At 66.3% G+C, this 22,718-nt stretch carries 11 protein-coding genes; 9 read left to right on the top strand and 2 right to left on the bottom strand.

All coding sequences use genetic code 11. The features are described from left to right. Entirely contained in the window at positions 1-1,068 is a 1,068-nt protein-coding gene (locus tag FHS79_RS01475) for a YihY/virulence factor BrkB family protein (protein ID WP_341534397.1), read from the top strand. A gap of 24 nt (positions 1,069-1,092) precedes the next feature. On the opposite strand, the gene FHS79_RS01470 is transcribed toward FHS79_RS01475, so the two are convergent. Together FHS79_RS01470 and FHS79_RS01465 are read right to left on the bottom strand one after the other, a co-directional pair. Then, a complete protein-coding gene (locus FHS79_RS01470) occupies positions 1,093-3,555 on the bottom strand; it encodes a hybrid sensor histidine kinase/response regulator (RefSeq protein ID WP_184194294.1) in 2,463 nt (820 codons plus the stop codon). Between the two features lie 114 nt (positions 3,556-3,669). Then, entirely contained in the window at positions 3,670-5,523 is a 1,854-nt protein-coding gene (locus FHS79_RS01465) for an HAD family acid phosphatase (protein ID WP_184194291.1), read from the bottom strand. On the opposite strand from FHS79_RS01465, the gene FHS79_RS01460 reads away from it, so the two are divergent. From FHS79_RS01460 to treY, 8 genes are all read left to right on the top strand, one after another. Beyond that, positions 5,506-5,943 (top strand): hypothetical protein, encoded by a 438-nt coding sequence (locus FHS79_RS01460; protein WP_184194288.1) that lies wholly within the window; start codon positions 5,506-5,508, stop codon positions 5,941-5,943. The two genes, FHS79_RS01465 and FHS79_RS01460, sit on opposite strands and share 18 nt — an antisense overlap. Before the next feature lie 132 nt (positions 5,944-6,075). Further along, positions 6,076-9,090: a maltotransferase domain-containing protein gene (locus tag FHS79_RS19265; protein WP_207792177.1), complete on the top strand. Its 3,015-nt coding sequence runs from the start codon at positions 6,076-6,078 to the stop codon at positions 9,088-9,090. Continuing rightward, positions 9,087-12,299, top strand: a complete 3,213-nt coding sequence (treS, locus tag FHS79_RS01450) for a maltose alpha-D-glucosyltransferase (RefSeq protein WP_243452567.1) — start codon at positions 9,087-9,089, stop codon at positions 12,297-12,299. The genes FHS79_RS19265 and treS overlap by 4 nt, the downstream gene beginning before the upstream one ends. Then, a complete protein-coding gene (gene glgB, locus FHS79_RS01445; RefSeq protein ID WP_184194282.1) occupies positions 12,299-14,482 on the top strand; it encodes a 1,4-alpha-glucan branching protein GlgB in 2,184 nt (727 codons plus the stop codon). The genes treS and glgB overlap by 1 nt, the downstream gene beginning before the upstream one ends. Next, positions 14,479-16,578, top strand: a complete 2,100-nt coding sequence (glgX, locus tag FHS79_RS01440; protein WP_184194279.1) for a glycogen debranching protein GlgX — start codon at positions 14,479-14,481, stop codon at positions 16,576-16,578. Before glgB ends, glgX begins: the two co-directional genes overlap by 4 nt. After that, positions 16,575-18,287, top strand: a complete 1,713-nt coding sequence (gene treZ, locus FHS79_RS01435) for a malto-oligosyltrehalose trehalohydrolase (RefSeq protein ID WP_184194276.1) — start codon at positions 16,575-16,577, stop codon at positions 18,285-18,287. The genes glgX and treZ overlap by 4 nt, the downstream gene beginning before the upstream one ends. After that, a complete protein-coding gene (gene malQ, locus FHS79_RS01430) occupies positions 18,284-20,293 on the top strand; it encodes a 4-alpha-glucanotransferase (protein WP_184194273.1) in 2,010 nt (669 codons plus the stop codon). The genes treZ and malQ overlap by 4 nt, the downstream gene beginning before the upstream one ends. After that, positions 20,290-22,716, top strand: coding sequence for a malto-oligosyltrehalose synthase (treY, locus tag FHS79_RS01425; RefSeq protein WP_184194270.1), 2,427 nt, complete (start codon positions 20,290-20,292; stop codon positions 22,714-22,716). Before malQ ends, treY begins: the two co-directional genes overlap by 4 nt. The last annotated feature ends 2 nt before the right edge of the window (positions 22,717-22,718 follow it).

The raw sequence follows: 22,718 nt of genomic DNA, 5'->3' as shown, positions 1-22,718 counted from the left end.
GTGGCGACGCCGCATCTGCCGCCCTGGGCCAGCTGGTTGCCGGACCGGGTGACCGCGCCGGTGGTGCGCTGGAGCCTGCGCCGCGACCGGCGCCGTGCCGCCGAGGCGGCCGATCCGGAACTGCGCGGCGTCAATGCCCGCTCGCCGAGGGAATATTCGGGGGTGGCGTGGAAGGCGATCCTGCGGCGCGTATGGCTGGCCAATGGCGACCGCAACCTCAGCCTGCTCGCGGCCGGGGTGGCCTTTTATGCGTTCCTGTCGTTCGTGCCGCTGCTGGCGGCGCTGGTGTTGAGCTATGGCCTGATCGCCGATCCGGGGACGGTGGCGCGGCACATGAACACGATCATCGAGCTGGTGCCTGCCGATGCGGCGCGGCTGATCTCCGAGCAGCTTGTGAACCTCACCACCACGGCGGCGCGGCAGAAGGGATTCGGGCTGGCGATGGCACTCGGGGTGTCGGTGTTCGGCGCCACGCGGGCGTCGCGGGCGATGATCACCGCGCTCAACGTGATCTACGAGCAGCATGACCAGCGCGGAGTCATTGGCGGCATGGCCGTATCGGCGCTGCTGATTGTCGGTGCGATCCTGACCGGCATTGTCGGCATCTTTGCGGCGTCGATGCTGAGCTGGGCCGGGCGGCTGCTGGCGAGCTTCGGCGACACGGTGGTGCTGATGGTGCAGGGCATGACCTGGGTGGTGGCCGGCGGGCTGTGCTGCCTGGCGATCGGCGCCATGTACCGCTTTGCGCCCAATCGGGAGAGCGCGCATTGGAGATGGCTGAGCATCGGCTCGGTGGCTGCAACGGTGCTGTGGCTGGTCGCCACGCTCGGCTTCGGCGTTTATGCGGCGCAGTTCAGCAACTACAACGCCACCTATGGCTCGCTGGGGGCGGTGGTGGTGCTGCTGATGTGGCTCTTTGTTTCGGCCTATGCGATCCTGATCGGCGGGCTGATCAATGCCGAGACCGAGCGGCAGACGGCGCAGGATTCGACCACGGGCCCGGCGCGGCCGATGGGCCAGCGCGGCGCTGTCGTGGCCGACATGAGTGCGGCGGAGGGAGACGGTTGAGGCCCCCCATCCTGCGGCGCCTGTTTATGGCGTCGTGCGGGGGAGGTAGAGCCTGACCGCCGTGCCGCGACCGGGCTCGGAGGCGATCTCGATGCCGCCGCCCGACTGCTTTACGAAGCCATGGACCTGGCTGAGCCCGAGCCCGGTGCCCTGCCCGACCGGCTTGGTGGTGAAGAAGGGCTCGAAGACCCTGGCGCGCACCTCCGGCTCCATGCCCTTGCCATTGTCGGTGACGCAGATGACGACATAGTCCCCCGCATCGACGCTTTCCGAAAGCTCGGCGCCTGCGAGCGTTGCGTTGCTGGTCTCGATGGTGAGGCGGCCGCGGCCGTCCATGGCGTCGCGGGCGTTGACGGCGAGGTTGAGGATGGCGTTTTCGAGCTGATTGGGGTCGACGATGGTCGGCCAGATGCCGGTGACGAGGGTGCAATCAATGCTGATGCCCTTGCCGAGCGAATGGGCGAGCAGCGAGCGCAGGTTCTCGATGAGCGCGTTGATTTCGACGCGAGCCGGCGAGAGCGGCTGCTGCCGGGCGAAGGCGAGCATCCGGCGGGTGAGTCCTGCAGCGCGCATCGCGGCATCCTGGCCGACCTCGATGAACTGCAGCACCGAGGGATCATCTTTCGAGAGCTTGCGTTCGAGCAGGCTGAAGGCGCTGGTGATCAGGCTCAGCATATTGTTGAAATCATGCGCGATCCCACCGGTAAGCTGGCCGAGTGCATCCATCTTCTGGCTTTGCCGGAGTGCGTTTTCGACCTTGAGCCGCTCGGTGACCTCGGTTTGCACCCGTGCTTCGAGAACGTCGTTGAGCGCCTTGAGCGCGGCTTCGGCGGCGCGCTGCTCGGTGACGTCGGTATGGACGCCGACCCATTCGATGATCCCGCCCTCGGCATCGAGGATGGGCACGGCGCGGACCGAATATTGCCGCCATTCGCCATCGAAGCGGCGGACCCGATGTTCGTGGACGAAGATGCGCCGTGCATCGACGGCGGCGCGCCATGCGGTCACGGTGGCGGCGGCATCATCGGGATGCACGGCCGCTGTCCAGCCATAGCCGGCATATTCGTCGGGCATCTGGCCGGTGAGGGCCTGCCAACCGGGCTGCTCGTCGACCATCTCGCCTTCGGCACTGTTGGTCCAGACGATTCCCTGCACGGCGCCCACGGCGGCGCGGAAGCGGTTCTCGCTGGTCTGGATCCGGCGCTCGGCTTCGTGACGATCGTCGATGTCGATGACCGAGCCGACATAGCCGAGAAAGATGCCGTTGGTGCCGCGGCGCGGGCCGGCGCTGTCGAGGACCCATCGGTAGCTGCCATCGGCAAGGCGCAACCGATATTCTGTGCGGAATGGCCGCTCGGCGGCATTGGCCTGGACGAACTCCGCGGTCACACGGGGCTTGTCGTCGGGATGGGTCGCATCGAGCCAGCCCATGCCCAGCGCGTTTGCCGGTATCTGGCCGGTCTCCTCGAACCATCGGCGGTTGAGATAGGTGCATCGACCATCGGGCTCGGTCACCCAGATCATCACCGGCGCATTGTTCGCCATGTTGCGGAAATGCGCTTCGCGTTCGGCGGTCGCCTGAGCGGCACGCCGGCTCTCGGTGACATCGGTCCCCTGGCAGAAGATGCCGGTGATTTTGCCGGCTTCATCGATCACCGGCGCGAAGACGAAGTTGAGGTAATGCTCGTCGGGCGCTTCGCCGTGGCCGCGGTCGAACGCCAGCCGATGGTGGTGCCCGACATGCGGCTTGCCGGTCGCATAGACCGAGTCGAGAAGGGCGATGAACCCCTGGTCGGCGGCTTCGGGGATCGCTTCGGCTGCAGTGCGGCCGATGAGGCCGGGATGGCGGAGCAGTTGCATGCAGGCGCGGTTGGCCAGCTCGAAGCGATGCTCGGGGCCGCGCATCACGAACATGACACCGGGGCCCTGGTCGAACAGGCGTCGCATGCGGTCGAGTTCGCGGCTGACGCGGCGCTCGACCTCAAGCTGCGCCACCCTCTCCGTGCAGATGCCGAAGACGCCGCCGACGGCATTTTCGGCAGTATCGTCTTCGATCGGGCCGTAGCTGTAGGTCCACCAGCTTTCTTTGAGGCCTCCGCTGCGCAGGATCGGCAGGCGACGGTTTTCCTGCCAGATCGAGCCGCTGCCATCGAAGACGAAGTTGATCTGCGGGCCGATATCTTCCCAGATCTCGGCCCAGGCCTCCTCGGCAGGGCGCCCGAAGATTGCCGGGTGTTTCACATCGCTGAGCAGCGCCTTGTAGGCATCATTGTAGAAGCAGCGATGCTCCGGGCCCCAGAAGATGAACACCGGGTGCAATGTGGTGAGCATGATGCGCACGGCAGCGCGGAGCCCGGGCGGCCAGCTTTCCGGCTCGCCAAGCGGGCTCTCGCTCCAGTCGAAATTGCGAAACAGGGTCGGCATTTCCCCGACGCCATCGAGAAAATGCTTTTCGGGCCGTGCCAGTGATTGATCGGTTGCTGCCATTTATCACCATCTTAACGTGTCGATGTGGCATCGTGGTTAATCGAAAAACTGTCCGCACCTTGTCCACAAGTGCACAACCGTGTCACGAAACTTTGCATCGGTTGCATCCCTGCATCAGGGTTGCACGGGCCAGGCCCATAGGTCCACGCCGAGCAGGCAATGATCCGACAGCACGGCATCCGCCGGCGCGTCCGCCATCGGCACATGGACCAGATCGCGGCGCAGGGTGGCTAGCGGCCCGCCCAGCACGATATTGTCGATGAAGGCGGTGTAGCGCTCACCGGCGCGGCAGCGGCGATAGGCCTGCTGGTCGGTCACGCGTGCCACGGGGGATGCGCTGCGCAGCGCCGCCCACAGGCTGTCCGGAGCCGGCAGCGCAGCGTCGGCCTCGAGGCGGCGGTTGAAATCGCCGAGGATGGCAAAGGCCTCGCCGCTGGCGTTCCGGTCCGCCGCCCAGCGCGCCAGCACCGGCACCTGCGCCTGCAGCCGTGCGCAAACCGGATTGCCGGCATTCGAAAGCGGCAGGTCGAAGCAACCGCTCTTCAGATGGACCGAGAGCAGGCGGATGGCCTGGCCGGTCCCTGGCCAGAGCGTGATGTCCGCGCCGGCGCGGGCGGCACCGTCATCATCGAGCGCCGCCAGATCGCCATTGCAGCGGAAAGGGATGCCGGCGCGCACCACGAAGCCGGTCTTTTGCGGATGGGCGCGGGCGACGAAACAGGCCGGCACATGGCCGGGGAACACCAGCAGGGCCGCCTCGGGGCCATCGACTTCCTGCACCGCCACCACATCGGCCCCGGCGCGCGCGGCATAGCCGGCCATGAGCGCCAGATCGGTGGCATCATGGCGCGCTACCGGCGGGTAGGGATCGCGCGGGCAGGGCAGGGCTCGAACCGCGCTGGGCGGCTGGCCCTCCACGCAGCGGGCCAGCAGCGCATCGCGCGTTTCGGCCGGCATCAGCCATTCCATGTTCCATGTCGCCAGCCGCAGCCGCTGGGCACCGCCCGGCAGCACCAGCCGGGCCTGCTTGGCGGCCAGTGCCGCATCGGCGCAGGCCTGGTCGGCAAGCCACGGGCTGCTGCAGGCGATGCGGCTGCCCTGTCCGCGTTCCCAGCTGCCATAGGCCGGGTTGGGCAGCACGAACCAGTCCCGCCCGGCGTGGCTGGCCAGCGCTGCGAGCGCGCTCTCCGGCCGCGCCATGGTGGCGGCGACGGTGCCGCTGCGGCCGATGCTGTCGATCAGCGCCTCGGCTTCGCTGCGCGGCAGGAAGTCGCCGAGATCGTCCCCCACCAGGGCTGCGATGCGATAGCGGCGGGCGATGTGCTGGCGGCGAGCGGTCTTGTCCGCCCAGCCCTGCTGGTCGCCGCGCAGCAGCAGCGCATCGGAGTCGGCGGCGAAGGGCAGCCCCAGCCGCTCGAGCACTGCCTGCGTGTGACGCCGCGCCGGGCAATCGGGATGCGGGGCAACCGCCGGTGCGGTGGCCGCCGGGCATTCCCGGTTGGATATGTAGAACACGCGGAACCCCATCCGCGCTGCGGCCTGCAGTGCCACCACCGCGCCCGGAACGGCGAATTGCTCGTCCACGCGTGTCAACCAGCGCTGCCAGCGGGCTTCGTCGAAGGCGAGGCCGGTGGGCGCCTCGGCATTGGCCGGGCTGTTGTCGAGCACCGTTTCATCGAGATCGACGATGATGGCGGGAGGGCGGCGGCGTGACTTTTCGGCCGGCTGCTCGCTCTCCACAAGCGCCTCGCCGCTGCGCTTGAGCGCCGGCAGGCGATCGGCGAGCGCGCGCCACTGGCCTGCCGCCACCAGCCCGTATTCCGGTGCCTTCTGCATCCAGAGCACCGCATCGAGGTTGGCGGTGCTCGACGGCGCGGGAGCGGCGACCGCCGGGCTGCCGAGGGTGCTGGCGAGGAGGAGGGCGGACGCGCGAAGGAGGGCGCTGGCTGCATGGCGATGACGATTCATGTGCATCGTCTCCCACGCTTCCGCCCGGCCAACAAGCGCGATGGGGACTGCCGGCAGGTGTCTTCGGGCGGGCGAAAGATCGAGCCCACCAGCGGTCGACTGGACGATGTACGCTCCTCATGCGCGCCCGCCATGACGCAGGCGCAAGCGGGTCGATGCCATGCCTGCGTCATATCGGAAGAACGCAAAGCTCATCAAATACGCGTCAGAGCCAATACTCCACGCCAATTCAAATTCATTCGGGTGCGTCCGGAAGATACATCATCAGCACTGGCACACACCATGAAATTGTGTTGCGTCATCAAAATGATGCATATCGTGCATTCTTGCCCGACAAGGGCTGAACAACCGCCGATATTTTATTGGTCTTTTCGTGATCAGATGCCGGCATTTCGCTCGGCATGGCAGCGGCGGATGTGAATCTTTCTCCGCGTCCGAGGGGAACGTCTTCGTACGACGAGCGCTTATCAGAATATCCAGATCCTTCGGAGATATCTTTTGCGCCCGCTCGTGCCCAGTTTCCTGTCGATTCCGTCCAGCCCGGGCACCAAAGTGGATCGACCTGATATCACGGCCCTGGCAAGCGGCGCCGCAGCAGGTTTCGGCGCCCTCCTCTGGCCCATGGTGCAAGGGCTTTTCGGAGCGTCGGACGAGCTGTCCGACGGACTGGCCCGACATTGCGAGGATGCGGGCCTCGTCTTGCTGCACGAGATCGACGTCTCGAGATTTCCCGTCGATCACCCCCTGGTCTCGACACAGCCGTCGCTGTTCGCGCTGCGCCGGACGGCTGACCGTGAAGGACCGGTCGATCCGCGCCTCCCCATGCCTGCATCGGGAGAGGCGCTTGCTCGGCTGCGCGCCGAAGGTGCAGCCGAGGCGTTGCTGCCGGCGATCGCCAGCAGGCTGATCGAACTGCTGGACGCCGGAGCAAGGGGTTTCGTCTTCGACCGGGCCGACACAATCGCGCCGGCCTTGCTTCAGGAGCTGATCACGCGGTTGCGGTCACACCAGGGCGATGTGCTGCTCATCGCCCGCAGCCATGGTCTGGCGGGCGAGGCCGCAGCGGCGCTGCGCGGTGTCGGGCTCGACGGCCTTGTCTCGTCGTTTGGCACTTGGGATTTGCGCTCGGTGGCGCTGGTGGAGGAACGGCACGCCGCCGGCGCGGCCATGGCGTTGATCGCCGAGCCCAGCGCCGCGCAGCTCGCCGATAGCCAGATTGCCCGCACCTTGGCCGCTGCCGCCGCCACTTCCGATGGGCTGATCCTGCCGCTCGACGTGATGCAGCGATATCCCCGAGAGGCGAAGCGGGCCATTGAAATTTCCAGGGAGGTAAGTGGCGTCGGCGGTGAAACGCGGCGGCTGAATGGTGCCGGGAGCCCGGTGACTGCGCTGCTGCGTGCAGACACCGGCGATGTGCGCGATTGTGGTGCTGCGATGCTGGTGCTGATCAACACCACCGACAGGGCCTTGCCCGCGCCGGCATCGGGGGATCTGCTGTCGGCGGCGGGGGCAGCGTTCGAGGCTTTTGGCGGCGATGCCTTCGCCGACCTTGAGCCCGGCGAGGTTCGGTTGCGAACTGCCGAACGCGCAAGACCGATCCTTCTCGACCGCGCGCACAACGGCGCCGCTGGTGCTGCGATGATGCCGCGGCTCGTGGTGGAGGATGTTTCGCCCTTCGTCGAAGGCGGGTTTCCGGTGAAGCGCGTCGTCGGCGAAGCGGTGATTGTCGAGGCATCGATCTTTGCCGATGGGCATGAGCAGCTGGCTGCCGAGCTGTTGTGGCGCCCTGCCGATGCCGCCGAATGGTCGGTGGTGCCGATGGAGGAACTGCCGAATTATCGGTGGGAGGCGCGCTTTGCGACCACGCGGATGGGGCGGCACGAATTCGTCGTTGAAGCATGGCTCGACCGCTTTGGCGGGTTTGCGCGCGATTTCCGCAAGAAGCTCGATGCCGGGGTGGCGACGCCGGTCGATCATGCCGAGGGTCGGCTGCTTGTCGCCGCGGCGCGCGACCGATCGAAGGGTGCGCTGAAGAAGGCGCTGGGCGCATTCGCCACCGGCTTGAAGCGTGATGACGATGCCGGCTTGCTGCTTTCGGACGCGCTGGCGGCAGCGATGGCCGAGGCCGATGACCGCCCGCATCGGCTGCGCTCGGCGGTGCAGCCGCTCGATGCCGAAAGGCTGAGCGCGCGCTTTTCGAGCTGGTACGAGCTTTTCCCGCGGTCGCAATCGATGGTGCCCGGCCAGCATGGCACGTTCGACGATGTGGTGCAGCGCCTGCCCGCGATCCGCGACATGGGTTTCGATACGCTGTATTTTCCGCCGATCCATCCGATCGGCACTGCCAATCGCAAGGGGCCGAACAACACGCTGACGCCGGCGCCGGGTGACCCGGGCAGCCCTTATGCGATCGGCGCGCCCGAAGGCGGGCATGATGCGATTCATCCCGAGCTCGGCAGCCTTGAGGATTTTCTGCGGCTGGTAGCTGCGGCGCGCGACCATGGCCTCGAGATTGCGCTGGACTTCGCGATCCAGTGTTCGCCCGACCACCCCTGGCTGAAGGAGCATCCCGGGTGGTTCGCGTGGCGGCCCGATGGATCGATGAAATACGCTGAAAATCCGCCGAAGAAGTATCAGGATATCGTCAACGTCGAATTTTACGCCAGGGATGCGGTGCCGGGGTTGTGGACCGCGCTGCGCGATGTGGTGCTTTTGTGGATCGAGCGCGGGGTGAAGACCTTCCGTGTCGACAATCCGCACACCAAGACGTTGCCCTTCTGGGAATGGATGATCGGCGATGTCCGTGCGCGGCATCCCGAGGCGATCTTCCTCGCCGAAGCCTTCACCAAGCCGGCGATGATGTATCGGCTGGCCAAGGTCGGCTTTTCGCAAAGCTACACCTATTTCACCTGGCGGGACGAAAAGGCCGAGCTGACGGATTATATCACCGAGCTGACCACAACGGCCCCGCGCGAATATTATCGGCCGCATTTCTTCGTCAATACGCCGGACATCAACCCGCTGTTTCTGCAAAGCTCCGGCCGGCCGGGGTTTCGCATCCGCGCGGTGCTAGCGGCGACGCTTTCGGGGCTGTTCGGCGTCTATTCCGGGTTCGAGCTGTGCGAGGCGGCACCAGTGCCGGGCAAGGAGGAGTATCTCGATTCCGAGAAATACGAGCTCCGCCAGCGCGACTGGACCGCTCCGGGCAACATCATCGCCGACATCACGATGCTCAACCGCCTGCGGCGGGCATACCCTGCGCTGCAGACGCATCTGAACACGCGCTTCTACGTCGCGCACAACGACCGGATCCTCTGGTTCGGCAAGCCCGCACCCGATGGTGGCGACATGATCCTGGTGATGGTGAGCCTCGATCCGCACCATGCACAGGAGGCGGACTTCGAAGTGCCGCTGTGGGAGTTCGGCCTGTCCGACACTGCCGCCATCGCTGTCGAGGATCTGGCCGAGGGGCACCGGTTCGAATGGCGCGGCAAGACGCAGCACATCCGCCTCGAACCCGAACAGCCCTATCGCATATGGCGCATCGCGCCGGGAGACACCGCATGAGCGCGCTCGACCAGGACCCCCTCTGGTACAAGGATGCGGTCATCTACCAGGTGCACGTCAAGTCCTTCTTCGATTCGAACGATGACGGCATCGGCGATTTCGGCGGGCTGATGGCCAAGCTCGATTATATCGCCGAGCTTGGCGTGACTGCGATCTGGCTGCTGCCATTTTATCCCAGCCCGCGCCGCGACGATGGCTATGACATCGGCGAATATCGCGCGGTGAGCCCCGACTACGGGACGATGGACGATGCCCGTGCCTTTATCGAGGCGGCGCATGCGCGCGGCATGCGCGTTATCACCGAGCTGGTGATAAATCATACATCTGACCAACATCGGTGGTTCCAGGCGGCGCGCAAGGCGCCTGCCGGCAGCCCCGAGCGCGATTTCTACGTCTGGTCGGACAATGACAAGCTGTATTCCGGCACGCGGATCATCTTCTGCGACACCGAGAAATCGAATTGGACGTGGGACGACGAAGCGCAGGCCTATTTCTGGCACCGCTTCTATTCGCACCAGCCCGACCTCAATTTCGACAACCCCAAGGTGCTTGAAGAAGTCCTGTCGGTCATGCATTTCTGGCTCGACGCCGGGGTGGACGGGTTGCGGCTCGACGCCATCCCCTATCTGATCGAGCGCGACGGCACCTCGAACGAAAATCTGCCTGAAACGCACGATGTGCTGAAGAAGATCCGCGCCAATCTCGATGCGCATTACCCCGACCGGATGCTTCTGGCGGAGGCCAACATGTGGCCCGAGGACACCCAGCAATATTTCGGCGACACCAATGACCAGGGCTATGGCGACGAATGCCACATGTCGTTCCATTTTCCGCTGATGCCGCGGATGTACATGGCGGTGGCGCAGGAGGACCGGTTTCCGATCACCGACATCATGCGGCAGACGCCCGAGATTCCCGAAAACTGCCAATGGGCGATCTTCCTGCGCAACCATGACGAGCTGACGCTCGAGATGGTGACCGACGAGGAGCGCGACTATCTGTGGAACACCTATGCTGCCGACAAGCGCGCGCGGATAAACCTGGGGATCCGGCGCCGGCTGGCACCGCTGATGGAGCGCGACCGGCGCCGCATCGAGCTGATGAACGCGCTGCTGCTGACGATGCCGGGGACGCCGGTGCTCTATTATGGCGACGAGATCGGGATGGGCGACAATGTCTATCTCGGTGACCGGGACGGGGTGCGGACGCCGATGCAATGGTCATCGGATCGCAATGGCGGCTTTTCGCGCGCCGATCCCGCCAGCCTGACCCTGCCGCCGATCATGGACCCGCTCTATGGCTTCCAGGCGGTGAACGTCGAGGCGCAGGAGCGCGACCAGCACTCGATGCTCAACTGGATCAAGCGGATGCTCGCGGTGCGGCGCGAGTATCGCGCCTTCGGGCGCGGCACGCAGCGCTTCCTGCGGCCTGCCAACCGCAAGATCCTCGCCTATCTGCGCGAGAAGGATGACGAGGTCGTGCTGTGTGTTGCCAATCTGGGGCGCACCGCGCAGGCGGTGGAACTGGACCTGCATGAATATGTCGGCCGCACGCCGGTCGAGCTTTCGGGCAGCGCGACCTTCCCGGCGATCGGCCAGCTGCCCTATCTCCTCACATTGCCGCCCTATGGATTCATCTGGTTCAAGCTGTCGAACGACAAGACGGCGCCGCAATGGTCGAGTGCGGCCCCCGGTGCCGAAGTCGAGCGCCATACCTTCGTGCTTCGGCCGGATCTTTCGGGCGTCACGCAAGGCCGCAACGTGCAGGTGCTCGAGACCGAAATCCTGCCAGCCTATGTCGCGCATCGCCGCTGGTTCGGGGCCAAGGACCAGACGATATCGCAGGTTCGTGTGGGGCGGACGATTCCGATGCCCGGCGTGGCCGACCTGATGCTGACGTTGATCGAAGTGACAACCGACGCGGGCACCCAGGCCTATACGCTGCCGCTCGGCATCGCCTGGGAAGGCGAGCACCATGGGCCTTTCGCTTCGAACCTGGCGGTTGGCCGGGTGCGCAGGGAACGCCGGGTGGGGCTGTTGACCGATGGCTTTGCCGTTGCAGCCTTTGCGGAAGCGGTGGTGGGCGCGCTCAAGCGCAATGATGAAGTGGCCGTTGAGGGTGGCAACTTGCGCTTCGCCGGAACCGACGCGCTCGACATCGAACCCGATGCGGCACCCGAGTGGATCGGCGCGGAGCAATCCAACAGCACGATGGTGCTGGGCCGGCGCGTGGTGCTCAAGCTGCTGCGCAAGGTGCAGCCGGGCGTTCACCCCGATGCCGAAATGGTGCGCCATCTGGCCGCCAATGGTTTCGAGAATGTGCCTGCCATTTCCGGCGAGGTCTGGCTCGACGAGGGCGACCGCTCCACGCTGCTGATGCTGGTGCAGCGCTTCGTCTACAACCAGGGCGATGGCTGGGAATGGACGTTGGGCATGCTCGACCGGCTGGCGACCGATGCCGACTGGAGCTCGCAAAACTACGAGAATTTCGCCCGCAATGTCGGCGTTCGCCTTGCTCAGATGCATGGCGTTCTGGCGGCGCCGAGCGACGATATGGCCTTTGCTCCCGAGCGGATGAGCCTTGCCGATGCCGACACGCTTTCGGGGCGGATCGAAGGCCAGTTCGACAAGGCGCTGGCGGCATTGGCCGCCGCATCATCGGCTGACGGCGATACGGAGGCTGTCGCCGATCTTCGCGCCAACCGAGCCGACATCATGGCGCGGATCCGCGCGGTCGCGCGGCACGCCGAGGGACGCACCCGCACGCGCATCCATGGCGACTTGCATCTGGGCCAGATGCTCGTCACCGGCAGCGACGTGATGCTGATCGACTTCGAAGGCGAGCCGGTGCGATCCCTCGAAGAACGGCGCGCCAAGGACCTGCCCGAACGCGACGTGGCCGGCATGCTGCGCTCTTTCGACTATGCCGCTGCAGTCGCCGAGCGCGCCCGCCCGGCGATGGCCGAGTCCGAAGAGGCACGCACCGACGCCCGCTACGAGGTGTTCCGAGAGAGCGCCTGCCGGGCCTTCATGGAGGGCTATCACGGCGTTTCGGAGACAATCGACGACCGGCTGCTCGACCTGATGGTGCTCGAAAAGGCTGCCTATGAAGTTGTCTATGAAGCCGCCAATCGCCCTGCCTGGATGGGCGTTCCCGCAGCGGGACTGGCCCGCGCCGCCGCGCGACTGTTGCAGGAGGATGGCGCGTGATGGCGCGCAACTCCCTCTCGGCTGCCACTGCGGCACTGCTCGAAAGCCGGCTGGATGATCCTTTCGCGGTGCTGGGCGCCCATGACGGCGAGGTGCGTACCTTCCAGCCCGGCGCCGAGGCGTTGTCGCTGATCGCGCGCGACGATGGCCGACCGCTCGGCACGCTTGAAGAATCGGCGCCGGGGCTGTTCGTCGGCAGGCTGGCCGAGACTGTGCCTTATGCGCTGCGGATCGCCTGGCCGGGCGGGGCGATGCAGGAGACCGAGGACGCCTATGGCTTCGGGCTGGTGCTGGGCGAACTCGACCTGCACCTGTTCAACGAGGGCCTTCATCTGGAACTCGGGCAGGTGATGGGCGCCCATCCGCGGCAGATGGATGGCATCGACGGCGTGGCGTTTTCGGTGTGGGCGCCCAACGCGCGCCGCGTCTCGGTGGTGGGCGATTTCAACGGTTGGGACGGTCGCCGCCATCCGATGCGGCTGCGGCAGAGTGCCGGCGTGTGGGAGCTGTTCGTGCCGCGGATCGGCGCGGGCGCGCACTACAAGTTCGAGATTGCGGGTGCCGATGGCAGCATCGTCCAGAAGGCCGATCCGCTGGCGCGGCAGACCGAATTGCCGCCGGCGACGGGATCGATCGTCGCGCCGCCGCCCGATTATGCCTGGTCCGATGGCGACTGGCTGGCCGAGCGCGCCGCGCGCCACGCCCCCGATGCGCCGATCTCGATCTACGAGGTGCATCCCGCGTCCTGGCTGCGACCGGACGGTGACCCGACGGGAACGCTCGACTGGCAGGCGCTGGGCGATCGGTTGATCCCCTATGTCGTCGACATGGGCTTCACCCATATCGAACTGCTGCCGATCATGGAGCATCCGTTCGGCGGGTCCTGGGGCTATCAGCCGTTGTCGCAATTCGCACCTTCGGCGCGGTTCGGGCGGCCCGACCAGTTTGCGGGGTTTGTCGATGCCTGCCACCGCTCGGGGATCGGGGTGATCCTCGACTGGGTGCCAGCGCATTTCCCGACCGATGTGCATGGGCTGGCGCATTTCGATGGCACGCCGCTCTATGAACATGCCGATCCGCGCGAGGGCTTCCATCAGGACTGGAACACGCTGATCTACAATCTGGGTCGGCGCGAAGTGTCGGGGTTTCTGCTCGCATCGGCGTTTTGGTGGCTCGAGACATTCCATATCGACGGGCTGCGCGTCGATGCGGTCGCGTCAATGCTGTATCGCGATTACAGCCGCAACGCCGGCGAATGGGTGCCCAACATCCATGGCGGCCGCGAGAATCTGGAATCGGTCGCCTTCCTGAAGCGCATGAACAGCGTGGTGGGGGAGCGTTTTCCCGGTGTGATGACCATCGCCGAGGAATCGACCGCCTGGCCGGGCGTGTCGGCGCCGGTGGCGCAGGGCGGCCTCGGCTTTTCGTACAAATGGAACATGGGCTGGATGCACGACACGCTCCAATATGCCGAGCGCGACCCGCTGTATCGCCGCTGGCACCATGGCGAGCTGACCTTCGGGCTGGTCTATGCCTGGTCGGAGAAGTTCGTGCTGCCGATCAGCCATGACGAGGTGGTGCACGGCAAGGGATCGCTCATTGGCAAGATGCCCGGCGATCGCTGGCGCAAGTTTGCCAATCTGCGCGCCTATTTCAGCTTCATGTGGACGCATCCGGGCAAGAAGCTGCTCTTCATGGGCTGCGAGATCGCGCAGGACAGCGAGTGGAACCATGATGCGCAGGTGGCGTGGCAACTGCTCGACGAGCCCGACCATGCCGCGATGCAACGGTTGCTGCGCGATCTCAACCGCCTTTATGCCGAGCAGCCTGCGCTGCACGCGCGCGACGCCGAGCCGGCGGGCTTCGAGTGGATCGTTGGTGCCGATGCCGAGCGCAGCATCCTTGTCTATGCACGCCACGGCAACACCGGTGATTCACCATTGGTGGTGGTGATCAACATGAGCCCCGATCCCCATCACGGCTTTCGCATCGGCATGCCGCGCGCCGGTCGCTGGCGCGAAGTGCTCAACAGCGACGCCGACATCTATGGCGGTGGGAACATCGGCAATGCCGGCGTGGTGCACGCCCGAGCCGAGCCGGCGGACGGCCAGCCGGCCAGTGCCGATATCGTCGTACCGCCGCTTGCCGGCCTTTTGCTTCGCTTTGAAGGAACCGGCAGTTGAATTCCCTTCCCGATCGGCTCGAATCCGGGTCCGCCTATCCGCTGGGCGCCTCGTTCGATGGCCTGGGCGTCAACTTCGCGGTGTTTTCGGCGCATGCCGAGAAGATCGAGCTTTGCGTGTTCGATGAAGGCGGGCGGCGCGAGCTTCGCCGCTATGAGCTGCCCGAATGGACCGACGAGGTCTGGCACGGCTATCTGCCCGACGCCGGGCCCGGGATGCTCTACGGTTACCGGGCGCATGGCCGCTATGCGCCTGAGGAAGGGCATCGGTTCAACCCGAACAAGCTGCTGCTCGACCCCTATGCGCGCAAGCTCTCGGGCCCGGTGCGCTGGACCGATGCGCTGCACGGGTATCAGGTGCGCTCGAAGCGCGAGGACCTGAGCTTCGATCGACGCGACAGCGCGGTGGCGATGCCCAAGGCGGTGGTGGTCGACGAACATTTCGACTGGTCGCGTGACCGCAAGCCGAACACGCCCTGGTCCGAGACGGTGATCTACGAAGCGCACGTCAAGGGCCTCACCAAGCTTTTCGACCTGGTGCCGCCGCGCGAGCGCGGGACCTATGCAGCACTGGGCCACCCCAAGGTGATCGAGCATCTGCAGCGCATCGGCGTGACCGCGCTTGAACTGATGCCGATCCACGCCTTCACCCAGGACCGGTTCCTGCTGGAAAAGGGGCTGAACAATTATTGGGGCTACAACACGCTGGGCTTCTTCGCGCCCGAGCAGAGCTATTTCGCGACCGACACGCAGCATGAGCTTCGCCGCGCGGTGCGCCGCCTGCATGCGGCGGGGATCGAGGTGATCCTCGACGTCGTCTACAACCACAGCTGCGAAGGATCGGAATTGGGGCCGACGCTCTCGTGGCGCGGGCTCGACAATGCCACCTACTATCGGCTGCTTCCCGACAATCCGCGCTACTGCATCAACGATACCGGCACCGGCAACACCTTCAACCTCACCAAGGCGCGGGTGATCCAGATGGTCGCCGACAGCCTGCGCTATTGGGCGACGAGCTTCGGCATCGATGGCTTCCGCTTCGACCTAGGCCTGACGCTGGGGCGCGAAAACCATGGCTTCGACCCCGGGGCCGCGTTTTTCGATGTGTTGCGCCAGGACCCGGTGCTGGGGCGGCTGAAGCTGATGACCGAGCCCTGGGACATCGGACCGGGCGGCTACCAGCTCGGCAATTTTCCACCGTCCTTTGCCGAGTGGAACGACAAGTATCGCGATACCGTGCGCAGGTTCTGGCGCGGCGACGAGGCGCAGCGCGGCGAGCTGGCAGCACGGCTAGCGGGATCGGGCGACCTGTTCGACCGGCGCGCGCGGCGGCCCTGGGCGAGCATCAACCTCATCGGCGCGCATGACGGCTTCACGCTGGCGGACACCGTGGCCTATGAGCAGCGCCACAACGAAGCCAATGGCGAGGACAATCGCGACGGCCATTCGGAGAATTATTCAAGCAACTGGGGGGCGGAAGGCCCGACGGACGACCCCGACATCAACGACGCGCGCGCCCGCGTGATGCGCTCGATGCTGACGACGCTGCTGACATCGCTGGGCACCCCGATGCTGGTGGCAGGCGACGAGTTCGGCCGCACCCAGCACGGCAACAACAACGCTTATTGCCAGGACAATGAGACCAGCTGGCTCGATTGGGAGCAGGCGCGCTCGCCGGCGGGTGAGGCGCTGATCGACTTCACCGCGCGGCTGACGGCGCTGCGGCGGCGCTTCCCGATGCTGCGTGCCGGCAACTTCCTCTATGGCGACGGCTCTCCGGGGCAGGGGATCGACGACCTCGAATGGTGGGACGAGCGCGGCCTGCAATTGTCTTCCGAGGATTGGGACAACCCCCAGGGCCGGGCGCTGGTGATGCGCCGGTCGGTGCGGCTTGAAACGGGCGAGATCGAATCGGTGACGCTGCTGTTGAACGCCTGCCCCGAGCCCTTGATGTTCCGGCTGCCGCCGCCCGATGGCGCGCGCATCGTGATGATCGACAGCGCCAGACCCGATCAGGGCGAGATCGAGGTGATCCACCATTATGAAGTCGGCCCGCAGGGTGCGGCATTGCTGACCTGGAAGATGGCCGTCGAATGACCGAATGGGGTGCATCGCTCACAGGGCCCGGCCGCGCCCTCTTCCGGCTATGGGCGCCCGATTGCGACGCGGTAACGCTCGAAATCGCCGGGGCACCACCACTGGCCATGACAGGTGAGCGCGGTGGCTGGTTCGGCGCCGAGGCGGCGGCGCGGGTGGGCACGCGCTATCGCTTCCGGCTCAATGCCGATCTCGTGGTCCCCGATCCCGCAGCCCGCGCACAATCGGGCGGCGTCCATGGTTGGAGCCTGGTGATCGATCCCGACGCGTATCGCTGGAAGAATGACGGCTGGCGCGGGCGACCCTGGGAAGAGACGGTGATCCAGGAGGTGCATGTCGGCACGCTGGGCGGCTTTGCCGGGGTTGCCGAAACGCTGCCGCGGCTCGCGGAACTGGGTGTCACCGCGATCGAGCTGATGCCGGTCAACGCGTTCGCCGGTACGCGGAACTGGGGCTATGACGGCGTGCTGCCGTTTGCGCCTGCCGAAAGCTATGGCACGCCCGATGACTTGAAGGCGCTGATCGACCGGGCGCATGGTCTGGGGCTGATGGTCTTTCTCGATGTGGTGTACAATCACTTCGGGCCGGACGGGAATTATCTGGGCGCTTATGCCGGCGGCTTTTTCGATGCCGACGCCAGCACGCCCTGGGGCGGCGCGGTCGCGGTCGAGTCGCCAGCGGTGTTCGCCTTTTTCCGCGAGAATGCGCTGATGTGGCTGGGCGAGTATCGCTTCGACGGCCTGCGTTTCGATGCCGTCCATGCGATCGGCAATCCGGCGTTTCTCGACCGGCTGGCAGGCGATCTGCGGGCGGCGACGGGGCCGGACAGGCATGTCCATCTGGTGCTGGAGAATGAAGCCAACGACCCCGACCACCTGACGCCGGGGCGGTATGACGCGCAATGGAACGATGATTTCCACAATGTGGTGCATGTGCTGCTGACCGGCGAGAACAGCGGCTATTATGCGGATTTTGCTGCGCGCCCCGCCGAGCGTCTGGCGCGCTGCCTGGCCGAGGGTTTCATCTATCAAGGCCAGGGATCGCCCAACCACGCCGGCACCCCGCGCGGCAAGCCGAGCGGGCATCTGCCGCCCACGGCGTTCGTTTCGTTCCTGCAGAACCACGACCAGATCGGCAACCGCGCCATGGGCGAGCGGCTGACGCTGCTGGCCGATCCGGCGAAGCTGCGCGCGGCCACTGCGCTGCTGCTGCTCGCGCCGCAGATACCGCTGCTGTTCATGGGCGACGAGACCGGCAGCCGGTCGCCATTCCTGTTCTTTACCGATTTCGATGCCGACCTTGCCGATGCGGTGCGCGAGGGACGGCGCCGGGAGTTTGCCAAGTTCGAAGCCTTCGCCGATCCGTCGGCGCGCGAGCGAATTCCCGATCCCAATGCGGAAACCACATTTGCGCAGTCCCGCGCGGCGCCGGGCCCGGATGCCGACGCATGGCGGGCGCTGTACGCGCAGCTGCTGGCGTTGAGGCATGCCGAAATCGTGCCCCGCCTGCGCGGCGCGCGCGCGCTGGGGGCCGAGGCGATCGGCGACGGTGCCGTGGTGGCGCGCTGGCTTATGGGCGACGGGGTGACGTTGACGCTCGCGATCAACCTGGCGGACGCGCAGGTGGTCTTCCCCGACATCGCCGCGCCGTTGTTTGCGCTGGGTGAACCCGGTGCAGAGGGCAGCTTCGCCGCCTGGATCGGCCGATGAGCATGCTCCACGCGCTGGCCACCGCCGCAGGGTTGCAGATCGAATGGGAGGATGCGCTCGGCCAGGCGCAGCGTGTGTCGGACCGCTCGCTCGTCGCGATCCTGGCGGCGCTCGGCTACAAGGCCGACAGCGACACCGCGATTGCCGACAGTGCGGCGCGCATCGCGCACGACCGGGAGATTGCCTGCAACTTCGTGTCGGCGGTGGTGGGCGAGCCGCTGCTGCTGCCTGCAGCGTGCGGCGCTGCCGGGCCGGCCGAGCTCGTCCTGGAAGATGGCAGCCGCCAGCGGGTCGTTGTCGAGGCGGTGGGCGCCGGGCTGCGTGTGCCGGCGATCGATACCATCGGCTATCACCGGCTCACCATCGGCACGCGCGAAATAAGCGTCGCCATCGCTCCGCCGCGCTGCTTTACGGTGGAAGATGCGGCGGGCGGGCGGCGGCTGTGGGGGCCGGCAGTGCAGATTGCCGCGCTGCGCTGCGATGCAGGCAGCGCGTTCGGCGATTTCGGCACATTGGCGGATGCGGCGCGGGCCTTTGCCGCACGCGGTGCCGATGCGATCGCGATCAGCCCGGTCCACGCGCTGTTCCCCGCCGATGCCCGACGCTTCAGCCCCTATGCGCCTTCGACGCGGCAATTCTTGAACGTTCTCCATGCCGATCCGGCGCTGGTGGGGGGTGAAACGGCGGCGGCTGGCGCCGGCGAGTTGATCGATTGGGAGCAAGGCATCCCGGCGCGGCTGCATGCCCTGCGCCAAGCTTATGACCAAAGGTCCGATGCGGTGCGCGCCGCCGCCGCCGCCCATGCCCAGCAGGGCGGGGCCGATCTCGAGCGCCATGCGCGGTTCGATGCTCTGCACGCGCACTTCTTGCAGACAATCGGCGCGCAGGGCTGGCGTGACTGGCCCGTCGCCTATCACGACCCCGATGGGAACGCTGTGGCGCGCTTTGCAGCCGAGAATGGCGAGACCATCGGTTTCTACCGGTTTCTGCAATGGCTGGCGAAGCGCAGCCTCGATGCGGCACAGCGTGCCGCCATCGATGGCGGCATGGCGCTGGGGCTGATCGCCGATCTGGCGGTGGGGATGGATCCGGGTGGCAGCCATGCGTGGAGCCGGCCCGATGACCTGCTGACCGGCCTGTCGATCGGCGCGCCGCCCGACCTGCTGGGGCCGGACGGGCAGACCTGGGGCATCACCGGTTTTTCACCGCTGGCATTGCAGCGCACCGGCTTTGCGCCCTTCATCGCGACGCTGCGCGCAGCGCTCGACCATGCCGGCGGCATCCGTATCGATCATGCGCTGGGCCTGCGCCGGCTGTGGGTGGTGCCCGAAAATGCTGTGTCGGCCGAGGGCGCATATCTGGAGATGCCGATGGATGATCTGTTCCGGCTGATTGCGCTTGAATCGCATCGTGCCCGCGCGGTGGTGATCGGCGAGGACCTCGGCACCGTGCCCCCGGGCTTCCGCCCGGCGATGGACGAAAAGGCGATGCTGGGCATGCGCGTCCTGTGGTTCGAGCGTGACGATGCGGGGGGCTTTCAACCTGCCGACAGCTACGCGCACCACGCTGCCGCGATGACCGGCACGCATGATCTGCCGACCGTCGCCGGCTGGTGGTGCGGGCGCGATATCGAATGGCAATGGCAGCTCGGCCGCACGTCGCGCGCGATCGATCAGGCCGCCGACCATGCCGCCCGCGATGCAGAACGCGCCGCATTGTGGCAGGCACTGGTCGCCGCCGGCGTGGCGCACGGCGCGCAACCCGCCCCCGAAAACGCCGGCCCGGTTGTCGATGCAGCGCTGGCATTCATCGGTCGCACGCCTTCGGTGCTGGCGATCGTGCCGATGGAAGACATCATCGGCGCTGTCGAACAACCCAATCTGCCCGGCACGATCGACGAGCATCCCAATTGGCGGCGCCGTCTGCCGGGATCGACCGCCGAGCTGCTCGAAAACCCCGTCGTTGCAGCACGCCTGGCGGCATTCGATGCCGAAAGAAGACGATGACTCCACGCGCCACCTATCGCCTGCAGTTCCACCAGCACTTCACCTTCGCCGATGCCGAGGCGCTGGTGCCCTATCTCGCAGCGCTTGGCATCAGCCATTTATATGCCTCGCCGATCACCACTGCGCGAGCGGGATCGACCCATGGCTATGATGTCGTCGATCCGACCCGCATCAACCCCGAACTCGACGGCGAGGCGGCGTTTCGGCAGCTTGTCGCGGCGCTGCGCGCGCACGAAATGGGCATCATCATCGACATCGTGCCCAATCACATTGGTGTCGCCGGTGGCGGCAACGGCTGGTGGAACGACGTGCTGGCGCGCGGGCAGGCAAGCGACCATGCGCGAACATTCGACATCGACTGGCGCCGAAAGCTCGTGCTGCCGATCCTCGGCGATCCGCTGGCTACCGCACTTGCGCAGGGGGACATTGCCATCGCGCACGACGGCGACGGCTGGCATGTCTTGGCCTATGGCGAACATCGCCTGCCGATCCGCCCCGAGGATCAAGACGGCCTCGATGCGTCGGCAGACGTCGGCGCGTTGCTGGGTCGCCAGCATTACCGGCTGGCGTCGTGGCGCACCGCCAATGACGATCTCAACTGGCGGCGCTTCTTCACGATAAACGACCTGGCCGGCGTTCGAATCGAAGACGCGGACGTGTTCGAGGCGGTGCACGCGCTGTACTTCCGCCTCTACCGCGAGGGCCTGATCGACGGGGTGCGGGTCGATCATGTCGATGGCCTCACCGATCCCGCAGGCTATTGCCGAAAGCTGCGCGCCCGCCTCGATGCCATCGAACGCCCGGCAGACGCCCCTGCCGGACCCGCCTATATCGTTGTCGAAAAAATCCTGGGGCCGGGCGAGCCACTGGCAACCAATTGGGGCGTCGACGGCACCAGCGGCTATGATTTCATGGCGGAGGTTGCTGCCCTGCTGCACGCGCCGGACGGTGAAGTGCCTCTCGGCGCCCTGTGGGCAGCTGTCAGCGGCCGAAGTGCGGCTTTCGCTCCCGAGGAGCTGCGCGCCCGCCAGGACATGCTGTCGTGGCAGTTCGAGGGCCAGCTCACGGCATGCGTTGCGGCGTTTGTGTCTATCGCGGCCCCGTTGGGCTTCACGGCTGCAATGCTGCGCCGCGCTGTCGAGCGGCTGCTATGGGTGTTCCCGGTTTATCGCACCTATGGCACCGGCAAGGATGCCCCGGCAATCGATGCGCCGATCCGCGCCGAGGCTCGCCGCCGCGTCAGCCCCTTCGTGCCGCCGGGCGAGGCGCCCGTCGTCGATGCTGTGCTGGGCTGGCTTGCCGGGACCGGCCCGGGGGACGCAACCGCGGTCGCCGACGCGGTGCGCCGCTTTCAGCAACTGTCGGCGCCAATCGCAGCTAAGGCCGTCGAGGACACTGCCTTTTATCGCCATGGCCGGCTGCTCTCGAACAACGACGTCGGATTCGATGCTGCCTGCTTTTCGCTGCCCATCGAGCGCTTTCATGCCGTCGCTGCAGCGCGCGGACGGGATTTTCCGGGTGCCATGCTCGCCACCGCGACCCACGATCACAAGCGCGGCGAAGATGTCCGCGCGCGGCTGGCGGTGCTGAGCGAAATTCCCGATATTTGGCGGGACCATGTGGCCGGCTGGGAGCGCAACATGTCGGAGGACGGCATCGACCCGGCCGATCGCTACATGCTCTACCAGACATTGTTCGGAGCATGGCCTGAAGCCCTGCAGACGAACGACCGCGCAGGCCTCGCCGCGTTCGCCGCGCGGGTCAATGGCTGGCAGCAAAAGGCATTGCGCGAGGCAAAGCTGCGCTCGTCATGGGAAGCGCCCGATGCAGACTATGAATCGCGCGCCCATCGGCTCGTCGAACAGATGCTCGATCCGGGCGCAGGACTGCCATTTCTGGCCGAAATGGCTGAACTGGTTGCATTCGCAATGCCAGCGGCCCAGGCCAACACCCTGGCGCAGACGACGCTGCATTTCACCCTGCCCGGCGTGCCCGACCTGTATCAAGGCGCCGAGTTGCTCGATCTGAGCCTGGTCGACCCCGACAATCGCCGCGCGGTCGACCATGATCGCCGGCGCGCAATGCTGGACGGCGGGGCAACAAGAAAGTTTGCCCTCATCCGGGCGCTGCTCGCGATGCGGCGGTCAGATCCGATGCTGTTTGCCAAAGGCAGTTACACACCGGTTCAGGCCATGGGGCCGCGCGCGAACAACGTGTTCGCCTTCGAGCGCCATCATGGCCCGTCGCGAGTCGTTTGCGCCGTGGCGCTGCGCTGTGCCGCACCACTTGTCGGCACCACCGCGCTCGTCCCGCCGGAATCATGGTGGGGCGACACCGTTCTGCCGATCGATGGCAAGATGGTCGCCGTCGCCGCAATCTTCACCAGCATGTCCGTCCACGTTCAGATGATCGACGCCCGCTGAGC

The sequence above is a fragment of the Polymorphobacter multimanifer genome (genome assembly GCF_014205635.1).
Lineage (GTDB): Bacteria > Pseudomonadota > Alphaproteobacteria > Sphingomonadales > Sphingomonadaceae > Sandarakinorhabdus > Sandarakinorhabdus multimanifer.
The sequence above is the reverse complement of the archived record's forward strand: the minus strand, read 5'-3'. Positions and strand labels throughout refer to the sequence as shown.